Source organism: Arthrobacter oryzae (assembly GCF_037911235.1).
GTDB classification, from domain to species: Bacteria; Actinomycetota; Actinomycetes; order Actinomycetales; family Micrococcaceae; genus Arthrobacter; species Arthrobacter oryzae_E.
In genome coordinates this window covers 1-17,933 of record NZ_JBBLYW010000029.1, presented here as the reverse complement: position 1 = coordinate 17,933, position 17,933 = coordinate 1, and the positions used below count along the sequence as shown (strand labels likewise).

The window sequence follows — 17,933 nt, the reverse complement described above, 5'->3', positions numbered from 1 at the left end:
CCCGGGGCTCAAGTGTCCGTTCGCGCTTACCGATAGGGGAGGGGTCAGCTGGCCAGCCAGATGTCCGGGCCGAAGACTTCGTAGTGGATCTTCGTGGCCGGGATGCCCGCGTTGATGGCCTCGTTGCGGATGTGCTTCATGAACGGAAGCGGTCCGCAAAGGTACAGCGACGCGTTGGCGGGCAGGTCCACCTCGCGCAGCGACATAAACCCGGCGTTGGCACCGGCCTGCGGCTCCTCCAGCCACAGCTGGAGGTCGGCACCCTCAAGGCGTTCGACGTCGTCCGTCATCTGCCCGCGCAGGGCCCAGCTGTCCAGGGTGCTTTCCGCGTGCAGCACCAGTACCCGGCGGTCGGAACCGGCCTCGGCAAGTGACCGGAGGATGGAGGCCGTGGGGGTGCAGCCGATGCCGGCAGAGGCGAGGACCACCGGGCCGTCGCCGTCCTTGAGCGTGATCTCACCGTACGGGTTGGAGATCTCCAGGATGTCGCCCACCTCGACGCCGTGGTGCAGCACCGGGGACACCTCGCCGCCGTCGTCCAGCTTGGTGGTGAAGGTGCGGCTGGTGCCGGCGTCGTCGGAGAGGGAGTACTGGCGTACCTGGCGCAGGCCGTCCGGAAGCTGGACCTTGACGCTGACGTACTGTCCGGGAAGGGCGGCGGTGACGGGGGTGTCGTCTGCAGGCTCGAGGGTGAAGGTCATGGCGCCGGTGCCGGCGGGCGTCTTGGCGGCAACGCGCCAGGGGGTCCACATCTTGTCGTTGGCCTGGCTGGCGTAGAGGCCCTTCTCGATCTTGATGAGGGCATCCGCCATGAGCCAATACACCTCAGTCCATGCCTCGGCGATTTCCGGGGTGATGACCTCCGCGAGGTCCTCGGCAATGGCGGCGAAGAGGTGCTCGTAGACAACCTGGTATTGGGGTTCGGTGATGCCCAGGGAAGCGTGCTTGTGGGCGATCCGGGAGAGCACGGTTTCCGGGAGGGTGCCGGGGTTGTTCACCAGGTGCGTTGCGAAAGCGGCGATGCTTCCGGCCAGGGCCTGCTGCTGGTTGCCCGAGCGCTGGTTGGAGCGGCTGAACAGCCCGTCCAGCAGTTCAGGGTGGGCACCGAAGAGGCGGGCGTAGAACTTGGGGGTGATGTCGCCGATCCGGGATCCGACCAGCGGGAGGGTGGCCTCGATGACGGGGCGGGATTTGTCCGAGAGCATGTGAACTCCTGAGGTAAGGGCCCGGGGTCTTCGGCCGGACCGCGATCAATACATGTATTTGAAATACGAGTATTTGTACCTAAGTTCTACACGTCGTAGAAGAGATTTCCAAATCGGAGTTGCAGGGCCTCAGAGCCCGGGGCGGAGCCCGATCGCCTGGAAGACCGGCTCCATCTGGCGCGTGCCGGGAAGGCTGGACACCACAATGTCGTCCAGCTCCCGGTAGAAGGCCTCCCGCGCACGCGCCAGGGCGCCGCGAAGCCGGCATTCGTTGATGAGCGGGCAGTCCCCATTCAGGGAGTGGCAGTCGGCCGGATCGGTCCGGGTGTTCAGCTGCCGCAGGAGCTGGCCCACGGTGGCCCGGCGTCCGGCTGCGTTGAGCCTCGAGCCGCCGTTACGGCCCCGCTCGACGTCGATCACGCCAAGTTCCCGGAGCCTGGCCATCGCCTTGCTGACGTGGTTGTAGGGAGTGCCCACGGCGTCGGCGATGCTCTGGGTGGTCAGCAGGTTGCCATCCGGCGCGGCCGCCAGCACCATCATGGCGCGCAAGCTCACATCCGCGAAGGCGTTGATCTTCATGTCAGCAACCCCACTGGAGGTCTAGTCCACCCAGATGGCGGGCTCGCTGGAATCAGCTGCAAGCTGGCCAAATTCCCATTCGCGTGACTCTGCGTTGGGTTCGTAGGGCAGGACGGCGGCGAATACGGATCCGTCGCGGTGCTCGGCCGCGACGTGGATGGCGTCCGTGTCCTCTTCCAGCAGGGTGATGTCACAGACCACAGCCGCGGCGCGGAAATCGTCCCGGTTCTGCCGGAGCAGTTCGGTGAGGTCGCTGATCATCGTGTCGGCATCGAACTCGCCCTCGGAGCCGTCCTCGGCGTCAGCCGGCGTGACGGCGACAAGGCGGACCTCGCCGTCGTTCTCCACCACCAGGGCGAACGGCAGGAAGCCGCCGTTGCGCCCGAGCTGCTCCTGCGCCGCGCCGACGCCGGTGCCCAGCAGGTTCTCCAGGTCGGTGGCCGTGGCTTCGGGCACCGAGTCCCGCCAGGACGTTACGGGACGTTCAGTCATGCGGGCGGCCTAGCCGTTGACCAGGGCCAGCACACGGTCGCGGATGCGTTCCATGGTGGCCCGGTCCGTGGCCTCGGCGTTCAGGCGGAGGAACGGTTCGGTGTTGGACGGACGCAGGTTGAACCACCAGCTGCCGTCGCGGGCCGTGAAGGTGCTGCCGTCCAACAGGTCGATCTCCACGTCTTCGCCGTCAAAGTCGGCGCGAACACGCTCCACGGCTGCTGCTTTGTCCTCAATTTCGGAGTTGATTTCCCCGGAGGACACATACGGCTCGTACTCGTGGCCAAGTTCAGACAACGGGCGGTCCTGCTCGCCGAGGGCGGCCAGGACATGCATCGCGGCAAGCATGCCGGTGTCCGCATTCCAGAAATCGCGGAAGTAGAAGTGTGCCGAGTGCTCGCCGCCGAAGACAGCGCCTTCCTCGGCCATCACGGCCTTGATGAACGAGTGGCCGACCCGCGTGCGGACCGCGCGGCCGCCGTCGTGCACCACGAGTTCAGGGACGGCCTTGGAGGTCAGCAGGTTGTGGATGATGGTGGGCGTTTCCTCGCCCTGCGCCCTGGCGCGCGCGATTTCGCGGCGGGCCACCATTCCGGTGATGGCCGACGGCGACACGGGGTTGCCCTTCTCGTCGATGACAAAGCAGCGGTCGGCGTCGCCGTCGAACGCCAGCCCGATGTCGGCGCCGTGTTCGACGACGGCGGCCTGGAGGTCCAGCAGGTTTTCCGGTTCGAGCGGGTTGGCCGGGTGGTTCGGGAAGGAGCCGTCCAGTTCGAAGTACAGGGGGATGATGTCGAACGGCAGCTTGGGCAGGAGGGCGTCGCCGAGTACCGCAGGGGTGGTCAGGCCGGCCATGCCGTTTCCGGCGTCGACAACCACCTTCAGGGGGCGGGATCCCTCGAGGTCAACGAGCTTGCGGAGGTATTCGGCGTAGTCCTTCAGGACATCGTGGACGCCGATCAGGCCGCGCTTGGCGGCGGCCGGGATGGACCCGGCGTGGAGGTAGTCCTCCGCACGGGCCTGGATTTCCTTCAGGCCTGATTCCGAGGAGATCGGCTGGGCGCCGGCCTTGGACATTTTGATGCCGTTGTACTCGGCGGGGTTGTGGCTGGCGGTGAACGTGGCACCGGCCGCGTTGAGCGCGCCGCAGGCGTAGTAGAGCTCGTCGGTGGAGATGAGATCCAGGAGCTGGACGTTGGCTCCGCGGGTGGCGGCACCGTTGGCGAATGCCTTGCTGAACTCAGGGGAGGAGGGGCGCATGTCGCCGCCCACCAGAACCGTCTGGCCCTCGAGCTTCAAAACATCCACGAACGCGGCGCCTACGGCTTCGACGATTTCGGCGGTAATGGACTCGCCCACAATGCCACGCACGTCGTAGGCCTTGAACGATGCCGAAAGGTCAAAAGTCTTTGTCTGGTCGCTAGTCACGCATTCCATCTTACGTTGAAGCGCACAATGGCTGTGGAGGAGTAGCTGCGTTACGCGGGAGCGCGGCTTTCCACATGTCCGCAGGCCCGACTTCCCGGCTGTCCGAGGGGGCTGGGATACTGAATCAATGGCCAATAACCAGAATGCTGCTGTCCTGTCCGCTTCCGCCGACCTCCCCGCGGGCGGGAAAGGGACCCGGGACCAGGCGCTGGAGGTGCTGCGGGGACTGGTGGGTCATCCGGAGGCCAGCTTCCATGACGGGCAGTTCGAAGCCATTGAGGCGCTGGTCGACGGCGGCCGGCGGGCCCTGGTGGTCCAGCGTACGGGCTGGGGAAAGTCGGCTGTCTACTTTGTGGCGTCGCTGCTGCTCCGGCGCCGCGGTGCCGGCCCCACCCTGATCGTTTCGCCGCTGCTCGCCCTGATGCGGGACCAGGTGGCGGCAGCTGCCCGGGCAGGAGTCCGCGCCGTCGCCATCAACTCCGCCAACCAGCTCGAATGGGACACTGTCCGCGAACAGCTCGCCGCGGACGAGGTGGACGTGCTGCTCGTTTCCCCGGAGCGGCTCACCAATCCTTCCTTCCGGGAGAACCAGCTCCCCGAGCTGATCCGCCGCACCGGGCTCCTGGTGATTGACGAGGCACATTGCATCTCCGACTGGGGCCATGACTTCCGCCCGGACTACCGGCGCATCGCGGACCTCATCACCCAGCTGCCGGACACCGTGCCCGTGCTGGCTACCACTGCCACCGCCAACTCCCGGGTGGTCCACGACATCGAAGAGCAGCTGGGCGACGGCGTGCTGACCATCCGCGGTGCACTGGGCCGTGAATCGCTCCGGCTTGGCGTGCTGAACCTGCCGGATTCCCGCGACCGGCTGGGCTGGCTGCTGACCCACCTGGCGGACCTGCCCGGCAGCGGCATCATCTACACCCTCACGGTCTCGGCGGCGGAGGATACCGCGAGGCTGCTCGCAGAAGCGGGCCACGAGGTGCTCGCCTACACGGGCCGCACCGATCCCGCGGACCGCGAACGGGCGGAGCAGCTCCTGAAGGACAACCAGGTCAAGGCGCTGGTGGCCACTTCGGCCCTGGGCATGGGCTTCGACAAGCCGGACCTGGGCTTCGTGGTGCACCTTGGCGCCCCGTCTTCACCGGTGGCGTACTACCAGCAGGTGGGCCGTGCCGGGCGTGGCGCGGCCAACGCCGACGTCCTGCTGCTGCCCGGCTCCGAGGACCGCGACATCTGGCAGTACTTTGCCACAGCGTCCATGCCGTCCGAGGAAAAGGCCGCGGCCGTCCTCACTGCGCTGGCCGAGGCCGGCGCCGCCGTGTCCACTGTGGCCCTCGAAGCGCGCGTGGACCTGAGGCGCACTCCTTTGGAACTGCTGCTCAAGGTCCTGTCCGTGGACGGCGCCGTGGAGCGGGTGGGCGGCGGCTGGCGCTCCACCGGCCAGCCCTGGACCTACGACGCCGAACGCTACACCCGCATCGCCGAGGCCCGTGTGGACGAACAGGACTCCATGGTGATTTACCAGGACACCGCCGGCTGCCGGATGGAGTACATCACCTCGGTCCTGGACGATGAAACAGCCCGTGCCTGCGGCCGCTGTGACAACTGCGCGGGACGCTGGTTCCCGGCGGACATCTCCTCTTCAGCCACGGAAGCAGCCGGGCAGACGCTCAGCCGCGCAGGCGTGGCGCTGGAACCGCGGCTGCAGTGGCCCAGCGGCATGGACAGGCTCGGCGTCACCGTCAAGGGCAAGATCAAGCCGGAGGAAAGCCTCGCCGAGGGCCGGGTGCTGGCCCGCCTGACGGACCTCGGCTGGGGCGGAGCGCTGCGGGAAACCTTCGCCTCCGGAGCTCCGGACCGCGAAGTGGACCCCGCCATGCTTCAGGCCTGCGTGCAGGTGCTCCGTGAGTGGGGCGCCGGGAACGGACGCAACCCCGGCTGGAGCGGCGCCGGACGTCCGGCAGCCATTGTCAGCATCCCGTCACGCAGCAAACCCGCGCTGGTCGACTCCCTGGCGCGCGGCATTTCCGGGATAGGCCGCATACCGTACCTGGGCCAGCTGCAGCTGGAACACGGCGGTCCCACCGGCGGACGAGGCGGCAACAGCGCCTACCGGCTGGCGGGAGTCTGGGACCGGCTCGTGGTGGGGCCCGAACTGGAAGCGGCACTGGCCGGCGTTCAGGGGCAGAGCATCATGCTGGTGGACGATCTCACGGACAGCCGCTGGACGGTCACCGTTGCGGGCCGGGCACTGCGCCGGGCCGGGGCAGGGGCCGTGCTTCCCCTCGTGCTGGGACAGGCGGGCTAGGACAGGCCGGCCAGGACAGACAGGAGCCCGGCGAACGCTCCGCGTAAGCGGCGGACTTATTTCTGGCACCGCGCCGGACACGCCTATAGGATCGGCGGATGAGTCCAGGCCGGGAGCCATGAGCGAACCCCAGAGCAACGCCGCTGCGGCGGTCCGCCAGGAGTGGCAGCCCCGGCTGGCCCTGCTGGTGGCGGCGACCTTCTTCATGGAATTCCTGGACGGCACGGTGCTGACCACGGCCATACCCAGTATTGCCGCAGATTTCGCCGTTGCCCCCGCGGACGTCAACATCACCATGACGGCCTACCTCATGACGGTGGCCATGGGCATTCCCGTGAGCGGCTGGCTTGCCGAGCGCGTGGGCGCCCGCCGCGTCTTCTGTGCCGCCATCGCCGTCTTCACCATTGCCTCCCTGCTGTGCGGCCTGAGCCAGGACCTGACCATGCTCACCGTCAGCCGCGTCCTGCAGGGCGCGGGCGGGGCCATGATGGTGCCGGTGGGGACGCTCGTGGTGCTCCGCCGGACACCCAAGGAGGACCTGCTGAGGGCCACTGCCTACCTCGTGTGGCCCGGGCTGCTGGCGCCCGTCCTGGCCCCGCTGGTGGGCGGGGCGCTGACCACGTTCCTGTCATGGCACTGGATCTTCCTGATCAACATTCCGCTGGGCCTGGCCGCCTTCATTGCCGCCCTGAGGCTGGTTCCGCAGGGAGCCGGCGACCAGTCCCGCCGCCTTGACTGGGTTGGACTGCTGCTGACAACGGCCGGAGTGGGCTTCCTGGTGGTGGGGCTCGAACTTGCCACTGCCCACCCATCCGAACCCTTCGGTGCGATCAGCGTGGCCGCTGGCCTCACCGCCATCGCCGGCGCGGTCTTGTGGCTGCGGCGCACGCCCAACCCCCTCTTCCAGCTGAATGTTTTTGGCACCCGGACGTTCCGCGCCACGTCTACCGGCGGCTTCGTCTACCGCCTGACCATCAGCGCGGTACCGTTCCTGCTTCCGCTGATGTTCCAGGACGGGTTCGGCTGGGACCCGCTGCATGCCGGCGTCATGGTGGCGGCGGTCTTCATCGGCAACATCGGCATCAAACCGGCAACCACGCCGCTCATCCGCAGGTTCGGCTTCAAACCCGTCCTGGTCTTCGCGTCGCTCGCGTCGGCTGTCACGTTTGCAGTGTGCGCCCTGCTGGACGCCGGCACCCCGGAACCGCTGATCTTTGCCTTGCTGGTCTTCAGCGGCGCCTTCCGCTCCATCGGATTTTCGGCCTACGCCTCCATCCAGTACGCCGACATCGTCCCCGGACAGCTGCCGTCCGCCAACGCGATTTCGGCCACTTTGGTCCAGCTGGCGGCCGGCGCGGGCATCGCCGTCGGTGCCTTGTTCCTCCGGCTCTTCGCCGAACCCGGCGCTTTCGGGTCCGACCCCGTTGCACCCTACCGGGGCGCGTTTGTGGCCATTGCTGTGCTGATGCTGCTGAGCACCGCGGACAGCCTGGCGCTGCACCGGCAGGCCGGTGCCGACGTCAGCCGCGGGCGGTCAGGAGCCCCGAAGGCCGCGAACCCCTAAGATTCCGCCGGCACCCCAGGCACCGCCGAGGACTCCGGCGGCGCCCCGGACTCCAGCACCGCCATGGCGGCGTTGTGGCCGCCGATGGCGCTGACCGCTCCGCCCCGTCGCGCCCCGGAGCCGCAGAGAAGGACCCGGGGATCGTCCGTGGCCACCCCCCAGCGCAGGGCGGGGGTATCCAGTGGAGCATCGTCTTCCGCGAACGGCCAGTCGAGGCCGCCGTGGAAGATGTTGCCGCGCGGCATGCCCACGGCGCGCTGGATATCCAGCGTGGTCTTCGTTTCGATGCACGGGGTTCCGTCCGCGCCAATGAGCAGCAGGTCCTCGATCGGCTCCGCCAGCACCGAGTTGAGGGATTTCACGACGGCGGCCTGCAGCACCGCCCGCATCGCCTCGTTGTTCTCTGCCGTGATGAGCCTGTCCGGCACGTGCAGCCCGAAGACGGTCAGGGTGTGGGCGCCGGAAGCCTGCAGTTCCGGCGAGAGGATGGTGGGGTCGGTCAGCGAATGGCAGTAGATTTCGCAGGGCAGCGGGCCCGGGACCGTTCCCTGCTCGGCGGCCTGGTAGGCATCATGCAGCTGCGTCCAGGTCTCGTTGATGTGGAAGGTTCCGCCGAAGGCCGCCTCCGAGCTGACGCCGCGGTCCAGCAGCGTTGGCAGGCGCTTGAGCAGGAGGTTCACCTTGACCTGGGAACCCTCGCGCCTGTGGTTGGGGTTCGCAGGCTCACCGCCGCCCGCGCCGCGCAACCTGTCCAGCACGGCGGGGGCCACGTTGGACAGCACCCACTCGGCGGAGGCGGAGCGTTCCCGGCCGTCGTGGTGGTAGGCCACCGTTCCGCCGGGACGGATGCCCGTGACCTCGGCGGACGTCAGGACGGTGGCGCCGGCCTCGCGGGCGGCCCGCTCCAGCTCGCCGGACACGGCCCCCATGCCGCCGATGGGAACATCCCAGTCGCCGGTCCCGCCGCCCAGGACGTGGTACAGGAAACAGATGTTCTGCTGCAGGTCTGCGCTGTCAGCCCGGGCAAACGTGCCGATCAGGGCATCGGTCAGCACCACGCCGCGCACCAGGTCGCTGTCCAGCCCGCGGGTGATGGCTTCCCCAAGCGGCCGTTCTATGACCGACTCCCAGACGTCTCCTGCGCCGGCAGCCTCGGCGAGTCGCCTGGCCTCGGAACGGGTGGGCAGCGGCGAGGTCATGGTGGGCCACAGTGCTCCGGTGAGCTTCCGGCAGTCTGCATAGAACCGCTCAAAGGCCGCGGCCTCGGCGGCCGGGGCGCCCACCGAAGCAAAGGACAGGGCCGTGGCCTCCGCGTCTCCGTTGTCGATCAGGAGTCCACGGCCGGGGCTGCCCGGGTCCGGCGTGTAGGAAGAGTAGCGGCGGCGTGCCAGCCGGATGCGCAGACCCAGGTCGTCGATGATTTGCTGCGGCAGCAGGCTGACCAGGTAGGAGTACCGCGAAAGCCGGGCGTCGACGCCGTCGAACGCCTGGGCGGATACCGCCGCTCCGCCGGCATGGTCCAGTTTCTCCAGCAGCAGGACGTCCCGGCCGGCAAGAGCCAGATAGGCGGCAGCCGCCAGGCCGTTGTGTCCGCCGCCGACAATGACCACGTCATGATTGCTGCTGCTCGCCATGGGCCCATCCTGTCATGGCGCCATGTCCACGCGGGGACGCAAAAGGCCCCGGTCCAGGGACCGGGGCCAAACGCGGAGACGGGGGGATTTGAACCCCCGGTGGAGTTGTGCCCCACACTTCATTAGCAGTGAAGCCCATTCGGCCGCTCTGGCACGTCTCCAATTGCTATTCCTAGCCCACCAAGGATACGCAGAACGGGCCATCCAGTGCAAAACGGCCCCGCGCGGTCAGGATCGCCGCACGAACCGAGGCCGGCAGGGGAACGCCGCAGGCGAACGCAGCCCCGGCTAGCTTCCGGAGTGGCCCGCCAAGGAACGCCAGAGGAAATGCTGGCTCCGGCTCTGCAATGCGGCTGCCTGCCGGTTGTCCGAGGCGCCGGCGTGTCCGCCTTCCAGGGCCTCGTGGAACCAGACATTGGGGATGCCCATTGCCTGCATCCGGGCGGCCATCTTGCGTGCCTGCACGGGGCCCACCCGGTCATCGGACGTTGCGGTCCAGATGAAGGTCTCCGGGTAATCCACGCCGTCGCGGAGGAGGTGGTAGGGCGAGAACGTCCGGATGAACTCCCAGTCCTCGGCCACGTCCGGGTCCCCGTATTCGGCGATCCAGGAATGGCCGGCGGACAGCTTGGTGTAGCGGCGCATGTCCAGGAGCGGCACCCCGCAGGACACGGCACCGAACAGTTCCGGGTACCGGGTGAGCATGTTGCCCACCAGCAGGCCGCCGTTGGAGCCGCCCACGCAGCCGAGGCGTTCCTTGGACGTGACTCCCCGCGAGATCAAATCCCTGGCCACGGCAGCGAAGTCCTCGAACGCGCGGTGGCGCTTTTCCTGCAGGGCGGCGCGGTGCCACGAGGGTCCGTATTCGCCGCCGCCGCGGATGTTGGCCACCACGTAGACGCCGCCGCGGCTGTGGGCGGGACCCTCGCCAGCACCCCTGTCTTCGCCTGTCCCTTGGACTCCGCCCGCTGCGTCCGTCCGGCGTTCCAGCCACGCCCGGCCGATCGCGCCGCTGTAGGCCGGGGTCCGGGAGACCTCAAACCCGCCGTAGCCGGACAGCTGCGTGGGGTTCTGGCCGTCGAGCACCAGGTCCCTGGACGCCACCTGGAAGTACGGGACCCGCGTCCCGTCCTCCGATACCGCGAAATGCTGCTGGACCTCGTAGGCGGAGTCATCGAAATAGGACGGTGAGGTGCGGACCACCTCGTGTGAGCTGACCACGCTGCCGCTGTCGCCGCGGCGCAGTGTGCCCCGGGTGAGCGTGCTGGGCGTCGTGAAACCGGTGGCCACGAGCCAGAAGTCGTTCCCGGCTCCGGGGGCTTCACCTTCCGGGACCTGCACGCTGCCGCCGGTCCCGTCGTCGTCCGTCCCGTCGTCGTCCACACCGGGGGCGTCGTCCTCATCGTCGACGGCGAAGGCGTTGACGTCGTGCATGGGCGGGCACGCGTCCAGGAGCGTGGACGCCCAGGCGGAGCCGGTGCCGGGCCGCTCCGGATCCAGGACGCGGATCTCGGAGGAGACATCCCGCAGCAGGTTCAGGAGCAGGAAGTTCCGGGTCCAGCTCCAGGACTGCAGCGAGGTGTGCTCGTCCGGGGTGAACAGGACCACGAGTTCGCGGCTGCCGGCAAGGTAGTCCTCGAAGTTCGCAGCGAGCAGGGAGCCGGCCGGGTACGTGCGGCCGTTGACGGCCCAGTCGCCCTGCGGACGGAAAAGCAGCCACTCACGGTGCACGCTCAGATTCACATCGGTGGGGGCGTCGATGACAACCCAGGATCCGTCACGCAGCACGGACGTGCTCTTGTTGAAGAAGCTGATCCAGTCCATGGCGAAGGTCCGCTCAAACCCCGGCGTGGAGTCATGGGCCACCAGTGCCATCATGTGGTCTTCGGGAATTTCAAACACCCGCTCGGCTGCCGCCAGCGACCCGCCGCGGGCGAGCTTGACGGCGGTGCGGGCGTAGGACGACGAGGTCTTGGGCATGCCTTCCGCGGTGCTGGAGACCAGCAGTGTGTCCCGGTCCAGCCAGGAAGCGTTGCCCTTGGCCGTGGGCAGGTCGAATCCTCCGGACTCCGGGTCCACGAACGTCCGGGTCTCGACGTCGAACTCGCGGTAGCGGTTGGCGTCGCCGCCGTCGGGGGAGAGGGCCAGCAGCGCCAGCCGGTGCGGTTCGCCGGGAGCGGGGCGGAGGAAATTGGCGCCGTGGAAAACCCACTCTTCGCCTTCGGCAACGGCCAGCGCGTCGACATCCAGGAGCACGTCCCATGCAGGCTGCCCGCTCCGGTAGCTCTCCCAGGACGTCCGGCGCCACAGCCCCTTCGGGTTCTGCCCGTCACGCCAGAAGTTGTAGTACCAGTCGCCGTGCTTGCCCACCATGGCAATCTTGTCCGTGGAGTCCAGCACCTCCAGGATGCGGCTCTCAAGCCTCGCGTAGTCGGCGTCTTCAAGCAGGTCCTCGGTGCGGGCGTTCTGTTCGCGGACCCAGGCCAGCGGTTCCTCGCCGTAGATCTCCTCAAGCCAGGTATTCTCGTCAGTCGGTTCGGGCGCTTTCCCGGAGGCGGAAGAGGCGCCGGACACGGGCGGGTGATCAGCTGCTGTGGTGGTCATGGGCCCTACCAAACAGCATCCGCGCGCAGCTAGCAAGTCACATGCGGATACTCTGGAAGGCGTGGGCACATCGCAAAGCATCCGGACAGCACTACTAGGGGCCGGACCCCGCGGCACCAGTGTCCTGGAGCGGCTCCTGGCCAATTGGCGGCTCAGGAACCCCTCCGCATCCGGGACTTCCGGACCCCAGAGCGCCGAGGATCTCCCCGCCGCCAGCCTCCACATCGACGTGGTGGACCCGTACCCGGCCGGTCCGGGCCACGTGTGGCAGCCCGGCCAGTCCCGGCTGTACCTGATGAACACGCAATCGTTTTATCCCACCGTCATTCCCGAGGACCCTGAACTGGCGGCACCGGTGGCCGGCAGCACGTTCGAGAAATGGCGGGCAGCCCAGCAGCACAGCCCCCACCCTTCGCTCACCGAGGACGAACGCCACGAACTCGCCGGCCTCGGATCCCGGGATTTTCCGAGCCGTGCGCTGTACGGCCGCTACCTCCGCGCCACCCTCGACGGACTGCTTGCGCACCTTCCGGAGGGCGTCACCGTCCAGTTCCACCGCACCACCGCCACGGCCGTGCGGTCGGCAGGAGACCGAACGTTCGACGTCGAACTCGCGGACGGCGGGCCGCTCACCGTCGGTTCCGTGGTGCTGGCCCTGGGACACCTGGATTCCAGGCTCAACGCCGAGCAGCGCGAGCTCCAGGCTGGCGCCAGCCAGCTGGGGCTCCTGTACGTACCGCCAGCGGTACCGGCCGACGTCGACTGGTCCGTGGTGCCGGAAGGCCAGCCCGTGCTGGTCCGCGGCATGGGGCTGAACTTCTTCGATGTGATGGGCCAGCTCACCGAAGGCCGCGGCGGGAAGTTTGTGGCAGCGGACGGCGACGGCACGGCCCGACTGGCGTACATCCCGTCCGGCGACGAGCCGCTGATCATTGCCGCGTCCCGGCGCGGGACACCGTACCGGGCCAAAGCCGACCTTGCGGGGTACTACCCGTCCGGTGTGACGCTCCGGTACTGCACCGAGACGGCGGTAGGGCGGTTCGCCGCCGCGGGAATCACCCCCGCCTTCGATCATGACCTCTGGCCCCTGCTCCAGCGGGACGCGCTCTGGGCCTACTACTCCACGCTGGTCCGGACCAGCGTGGACGCCGTCACCGAGCCCGAAGCATTCCTGGCCCTGCTCCAGGAAGCGATGCGGCCGCACGCCCACAGCGTTTCCCACTGGGAAGCCGAGGCGGACGCCCTGGTTGCCCGGCACGTGGTGCCGGACCAGCGCCTGAACCTCCCCGGCCTGGCGGCACCTTTGGCGGGGCGGAGCTTCGCTTCGCAGTCGGAGGTGGATGCCGCCGTCGTCCACTACCTGCTCGATGACGCCCGGCGCTCGGCGCTCGGGGAGGACGACCCCGTGAAGATGGCCATCGGGGCGCTGCATCACGGCAGGGCGGTGCTGAAATCCGCGGTGGCCGACGGCGGCATCACCGACGAGTCCTGGGTCGCCGGCCTGCGCGGCTGGTTTGAATCGTTCGTCGAAGGGCTGGCCAGCGGACCGCCGGCCGTCCGGGCGGAACAGCTCGCGGCGCTCGCCCGGGCCGGAGTGGCGAGTTTCGTGGGGCCGGACCCGAAGTTTTCGCTGGATCGCTCCGCCGGCACCTTCACGGCCGCATCCCCGTGGGTGAGGGACGGGGCTGTCCAAGCCCGCGCGATGATCGAGGCACTTGCTCCCGCCAACAGGGTTTCCGTCAACGTGTCGCCGGTGCTGGAGCAGCTCCTGGCGGACGGCCTGGTCCGGCCACGGCTGATGATGACCGTGGAAGGGGCGCCGGTGGAGACCACGGGGCTGGATGTCAGCCCGCACCCTTACCGTCCGGTGGGCGCCAACGGATCGGTCACCGAGGGGCTGTATGTGCTGGGCCTGCAGCTGTCCGCCGCTCAGTGGGGCACGGCCATCGCCGCGGAGGCGCGGCCGCAGGAAGGGCCGGTGTACCGCAGCGGCCAGCGCACCCTCCGGGACGCCGACGAGATAGCCCGCCACATCCTCGACTGCTGACCCGGCCTCCCGCATCCTGAACGCTCTCTCACTTCCTGCGGCTGAATCCAGAACGCTCTCTCACTTCCTTCGACGAAGTGAGAGAGCGTTGCAGGAGAACCGGCAGGAGGTGAGAGAGCGTCGCAGGGACACAAGAAACATGCCCCGCGTCCGGTGCCGGGAGTCCGAGGGGATTCCCGGCCCCGGGGCGGGGCATGTTCAGTGACAGTCAGGCCGGAAAACTAGCCTTTCAAGCACTTCTGGTACTGGAGCCAAGCCAGGCTGTACTTGACCCAGCCCGCGAAGTCGTACCACTTGGTGGGCGGCACGGGGGCGGTGCAGACCGGCGGCACCGGGCCGCTGTCGGCAACCTGGACTGCGGCCTTGACCACGGTCCCCGATTCAGTTGCGGTGAGCACCAGGGTGCCGGCGCCTGCCGCCGCACCGGCCGGGACCTTCACGTCCACGGCCGCAGCCCCGCCGGACACCGGGATGGTGCCGAGCTGCGTCACGGTACCCGCGGCGTCCGTGAAGGAGGCCGCCAGCGAGGTGTTGACCGGGCTGCCCAGGGACGTGAGATCCAGCTTGGAGACCGCCAGGGTGATGGAGTCGCCTGCCTTGACCTCCGCTGCCGTGGTGTTCACGACGGCCACGGTCCGGCGGGCAAAGTCCGGCGATGCCGGGTTGTGCTCCTGCAGGTACTTGATCCAGGCGTCACGGTCCACGAGGCCCGAGTCCTCAGTGCCGGTTCCTTCCTTGAAGATCCGGAAGTTGTCGCCGCCGGTTGCCAGGAAGCTGAACGTGCCGACCCGGTAGGTCTTGGCCGGGTCGATCAGCGAGCCGTTGATCCGAATGGAGGTGATGCGGTCACCCGCGGCGCGTGCGGCGTCGTAGGTGTAGTTGACGTTCTTGGACAACCCCAGCTGCTGGTAGGCCCGGCTCGGGACCGTTCCGTCCGGGTTGGTCTGCCACTGCTGTTCCAGGAGCGTCTTGAACTGCGCCCCGGTCAGGGACGTGGTCCAGAGGTTGTTCACGAATGGAAGCACGGCATTCGCCTCCGCGTAGGTGATGGTTCCGTCCGGCGCGAAGTACAGCTCGTTGCGCAGGCCGCCGGGGTTTACGACGCCGATTTCGGCGGCCCCGAGGTCCGGCGCCTTGAGCGCATCCACGAGTGAGTCGGCCACGAGGTTGCCCAGGGTCGATTCGTTCGCGCGGTCGTCACGGGACGCCGGGCTGGTGGCCGTGGCGGGCGTGAAGGCCGTGGTGATATCAGCGGTGACCTTGCCGACCGGCTGGTTGCCGATCACGGCGGCGTCGGCGATCGCCTTGTCAACGATCGCCTTGACTGCTGCCACGCGCGGGTACCTGGCCACCAGGTCTGCGGCCGTCTCCGTCGTGGTGGGCACGGTGCGCTTGACGTTGCCGGCTTTGTAGGCGGTCACCTGCATGCTCGCGGTGTCCACTGTCAGCTGGATCTGGCCGATGAACTCGCCGTAGCTGCCGGTCTGGACGACGGGGCGCGTCTTACCGGTCGGCTGGCCGCCGGCATCCAGGACCGGAGCATCCCAGGCGTACTGCTTGTGGGTGTGGCCGGTGAAGATGGCGTCCACCTCGGGTGAGGTTTCGTTGACGAGCTTGGCGAAGGGGCCGCCGGCGGCGACTTCCTGCTCCAAGGTTGAGCCGTCGGGAGTGCCGGATCCGGCGCCGTCGTGGTTTTCCACGATGATGACGTCGGCGAGCTTGTCGGCAGTGATCTTTGCGGCAACACGGTTGATCGCGTCAACGGGATCGCCGAAATCAAGCTCGGTGATGCCGGCGGGCGTGACCAGCGAGGGCACTTCCTGGGTGACGGTGCCGATCACGGCCACCTTGACGCCGTTCATCTCCAGCACCGTGTATTCCGGCAGGGCCGGTTCCGTGGTGCCCTTCTTGTAGACGTTGGCGCCGAGGTACGGGAATTTTGCGTTCGTACCGCCCGCGACGACGCGGTCGCGCAGGTCCGCCCAGCCGCCGTCGAACTCGTGGTTGCCCACTGCGGAGGTGCGCAGCTCGAGGGCGTTCAGCACGTCGATGGTGGGCTGGTCCTTGGCGACTGCGGAGGCGAACAGCGAGGCTCCGATGTTGTCTCCGGCGGACAGGAAAGCGGTGGCCCCCGGCGCGGCGGCTTCCCGGAGCTTTTCGAGGGTGGCGGCGAACAGGACCGTGTTGGAGTCGATGCGTCCGTGGAAATCGTTGATGCCCAGGAAGTTCAGGTCCACGCTGGCAGGTGTGACCGGCAGGTCAACGCCCACCACCACGGGATCGTGGTCGCTGGCCCGGAACTGGTCCGGCGCATAGTAGTTGGTCACATTGTTGTTATACCGGCTGTACTCCAGCGCAACCGACTCCACGGAGTTGATGTTCCAGATGTCGGCGCCGGTGACCACCGAGTTCGCGCCCGGCGAGGCAAGGACATGGTCCAGGGAACCCACCAGGCCGCCGAACAGGTAGGAGTGCTTGGCGGAGCCGTCGGCGTTCCGGGCCTTCTCGTCCTGGTTGACGTATCCGGCGGCCGTGAGGAGGTTGAGGGGATCCTCCTTGGCGTACGCGTTGAAGTCGCCCATCAGGAAGACCTTGTCCGTGCCCTTCGAGGCCTGCAGGTCATTCGAGAAGGCGAGCAGCGACTTGGCCTGCTCGGTGCGGGCCAGGTTTGAGGCGCCCTGGCCCTTGTCGGTGTCCTCGGGCGTCGCGGCCGAGCCCTTGGACTTGAAGTGGTTGGCGATGGCGATGAACTTCTTGTCATCGGACGCGCCAACCGGCTTGAAGACCTGGGCCAGCGGCTTCCGGGCACTGGCGAAGGCCACGGTGTCGTTGTGGATGATCGATTCGCCCACCGGCTCCGCAACGGCCTTCTTGTAGATAAATGCTGTGCGGATCATGTCCTCATCGGCCAGCGGGGGAGCGTTGGCGGGCGTGCGGACGTAGTCCCAGATTCCGGGTGTGGGAACGTTCAGGGCTTCCACCAGCTTGGCCAGGGCGTCGTCGCGGTCCTTGCCGAACTGTGCTGAGTTCTCCACTTCCATCAGGGACACGACGTCGGCGCCGGACTTGCCGATTGCAGCCACGATTTTGTCCTGCTGGCGCTTGAGGTTCTCTGCGTTCGCGGCGCCGCGGGCGTCACAGCCGCCCTTGACGGTGATGGGGTTGCCGTCACGGTCGGTGTAGAACGTGCAGCCGGTGAGCGTGTCGCCGGTGGTGGGGAAGTAGTTCAGCACGTTGAAGGAAGCAATTTTCAGGTTGCCTCCGACGGCGGCAGGAGCCTCGGTGCGGGTGGCGCCGAAGGTTGCGGGCTGGATGATGCCGGCGTTTTCCGGCGTCAGGTGGGTCAGCGGCTGGAACTTCCACGAGTTGTTGGCGTAACTGAGCACCACATCGGTCTGGAATGCCACCGGGGAACCGACGCGGACGGGGTCCGTGGTGGTCAGGTAGGGCAGCACCTGCGCCTTAGTGGCGGCGTCCTTGAGGAAGTTGGTGCTTGCGCCGTCGTCGAGCTTGATGCCGCGGGCGGCGTTGGCCGCCACGGCTGCCGTGTACTCGGCCGAGCCGTACGGGGCCACGGCGGTGGGCTGTTCCAGCGGGGTGGTTCCGCCTGCCAGGCCGATTTCGCCGTACTGGTTCAGGGAGTAGTTGTCGGTCACCGTTGCCTGTCCCTGCGGAGTTAACAGCATGCCCTCGAGGGATTCGCGGAAGGCCTCATCTGCCGGCAGGGCGAAGCCGGTGGACTTCACCTCCGGAGCGGCCTCGGCAAGCTTCGTCAGCCCGGCCGCGTCGGCAACGTTCATCTGGGTCATCCCGAAGAACTCGGCCACGGTCCCGGTGATTTCGACATAGTCGCCCACCGTGACGGAGCCAACGGTTGCGGGGGAGTACACGAAAATAGCGTCCGACGCCGTGTGGTTGGCCGCCGTCAGGTCGCCGCCGGTTCCCGCGGTCTGGAGGTAGAAGCCGTTGAAGCCTCCGGTGGGGAAGGCTGCGGTCACCTTGCCCCGGGTGGTGACGGCTGTGCCGGCGAGCGGGCTGGCCGCACCGGATCCCTGGATCTCAG

General features: G+C 67.9%; 10 protein-coding genes and 1 tRNA gene. 3 read left to right on the top strand and 8 right to left on the bottom strand.

The features are described 5' to 3' along the window. Positions 1-44: 44 nt before the first annotated feature. The 4 genes from WMN78_RS08380 to WMN78_RS08365 all read right to left on the bottom strand — a co-directional run bounded on the left by WMN78_RS08380 (position 45) and on the right by WMN78_RS08365 (position 3,704). Entirely contained in the window at positions 45-1,205 is a 1,161-nt protein-coding gene (locus WMN78_RS08380) for a globin domain-containing protein (protein WP_340533275.1), read from the bottom strand. 129 nt (positions 1,206-1,334) lie between these two features. Further along, positions 1,335-1,784, bottom strand: coding sequence for an Rrf2 family transcriptional regulator (locus tag WMN78_RS08375; RefSeq protein ID WP_340533274.1), 450 nt, complete (start codon positions 1,782-1,784; stop codon positions 1,335-1,337). Positions 1,785-1,805: 21 nt separating this feature from the next. Continuing rightward, on the bottom strand, positions 1,806-2,276 hold the full coding sequence (locus tag WMN78_RS08370) for a hypothetical protein (RefSeq protein WP_340533272.1): 471 nt from the start codon (positions 2,274-2,276) through the stop codon (positions 1,806-1,808). Between the two features lie 9 nt (positions 2,277-2,285). Next, a complete protein-coding gene (locus WMN78_RS08365) occupies positions 2,286-3,704 on the bottom strand; it encodes a phosphomannomutase/phosphoglucomutase (protein ID WP_340533270.1) in 1,419 nt (472 codons plus the stop codon). A 127-nt stretch (positions 3,705-3,831) separates the two neighbouring features. On the opposite strand from WMN78_RS08365, the gene WMN78_RS08360 reads away from it, so the two are divergent. Both WMN78_RS08360 and WMN78_RS08355 read left to right on the top strand, forming a co-directional pair. Continuing rightward, positions 3,832-6,021: a RecQ family ATP-dependent DNA helicase gene (locus WMN78_RS08360; RefSeq protein ID WP_340533268.1), complete on the top strand. Its 2,190-nt coding sequence runs from the start codon at positions 3,832-3,834 to the stop codon at positions 6,019-6,021. A gap of 118 nt (positions 6,022-6,139) precedes the next feature. Further along, positions 6,140-7,585, top strand: a complete 1,446-nt coding sequence (locus WMN78_RS08355) for an MFS transporter (protein ID WP_340533266.1) — start codon at positions 6,140-6,142, stop codon at positions 7,583-7,585. On the opposite strand, the gene WMN78_RS08350 is transcribed toward WMN78_RS08355, so the two are convergent. From WMN78_RS08350 to WMN78_RS08340, 3 genes are all read right to left on the bottom strand, one after another. Further along, complete coding sequence (locus WMN78_RS08350; protein ID WP_340533263.1) at positions 7,582-9,219, bottom strand: NAD(P)/FAD-dependent oxidoreductase; 1,638 nt, start codon at positions 9,217-9,219, stop codon at positions 7,582-7,584. The genes WMN78_RS08355 and WMN78_RS08350 overlap by 4 nt on opposite strands. A gap of 73 nt (positions 9,220-9,292) precedes the next feature. Continuing rightward, positions 9,293-9,380 (bottom strand) — tRNA-Ser (locus WMN78_RS08345). A gap of 127 nt (positions 9,381-9,507) precedes the next feature. Next, positions 9,508-11,823, bottom strand: a complete 2,316-nt coding sequence (locus WMN78_RS08340; RefSeq protein WP_340533261.1) for a prolyl oligopeptidase family serine peptidase — start codon at positions 11,821-11,823, stop codon at positions 9,508-9,510. Between the two features lie 61 nt (positions 11,824-11,884). Between WMN78_RS08340 and WMN78_RS08335 the strand changes: the two genes are divergently transcribed. After that, positions 11,885-13,870 carry an FAD/NAD(P)-binding protein gene (locus tag WMN78_RS08335; protein ID WP_340533259.1) on the top strand — a complete coding sequence of 662 codons (1,986 nt, stop codon included), beginning with the start codon at positions 11,885-11,887 and terminating at the stop codon, positions 13,868-13,870. Positions 13,871-14,091: 221 nt separating this feature from the next. On the opposite strand, the gene WMN78_RS08330 is transcribed toward WMN78_RS08335, so the two are convergent. Further along, on the bottom strand, positions 14,092-17,933 hold a 3,842-nt coding region (locus WMN78_RS08330), incomplete at its 5' end, for an ExeM/NucH family extracellular endonuclease (protein ID WP_340533257.1).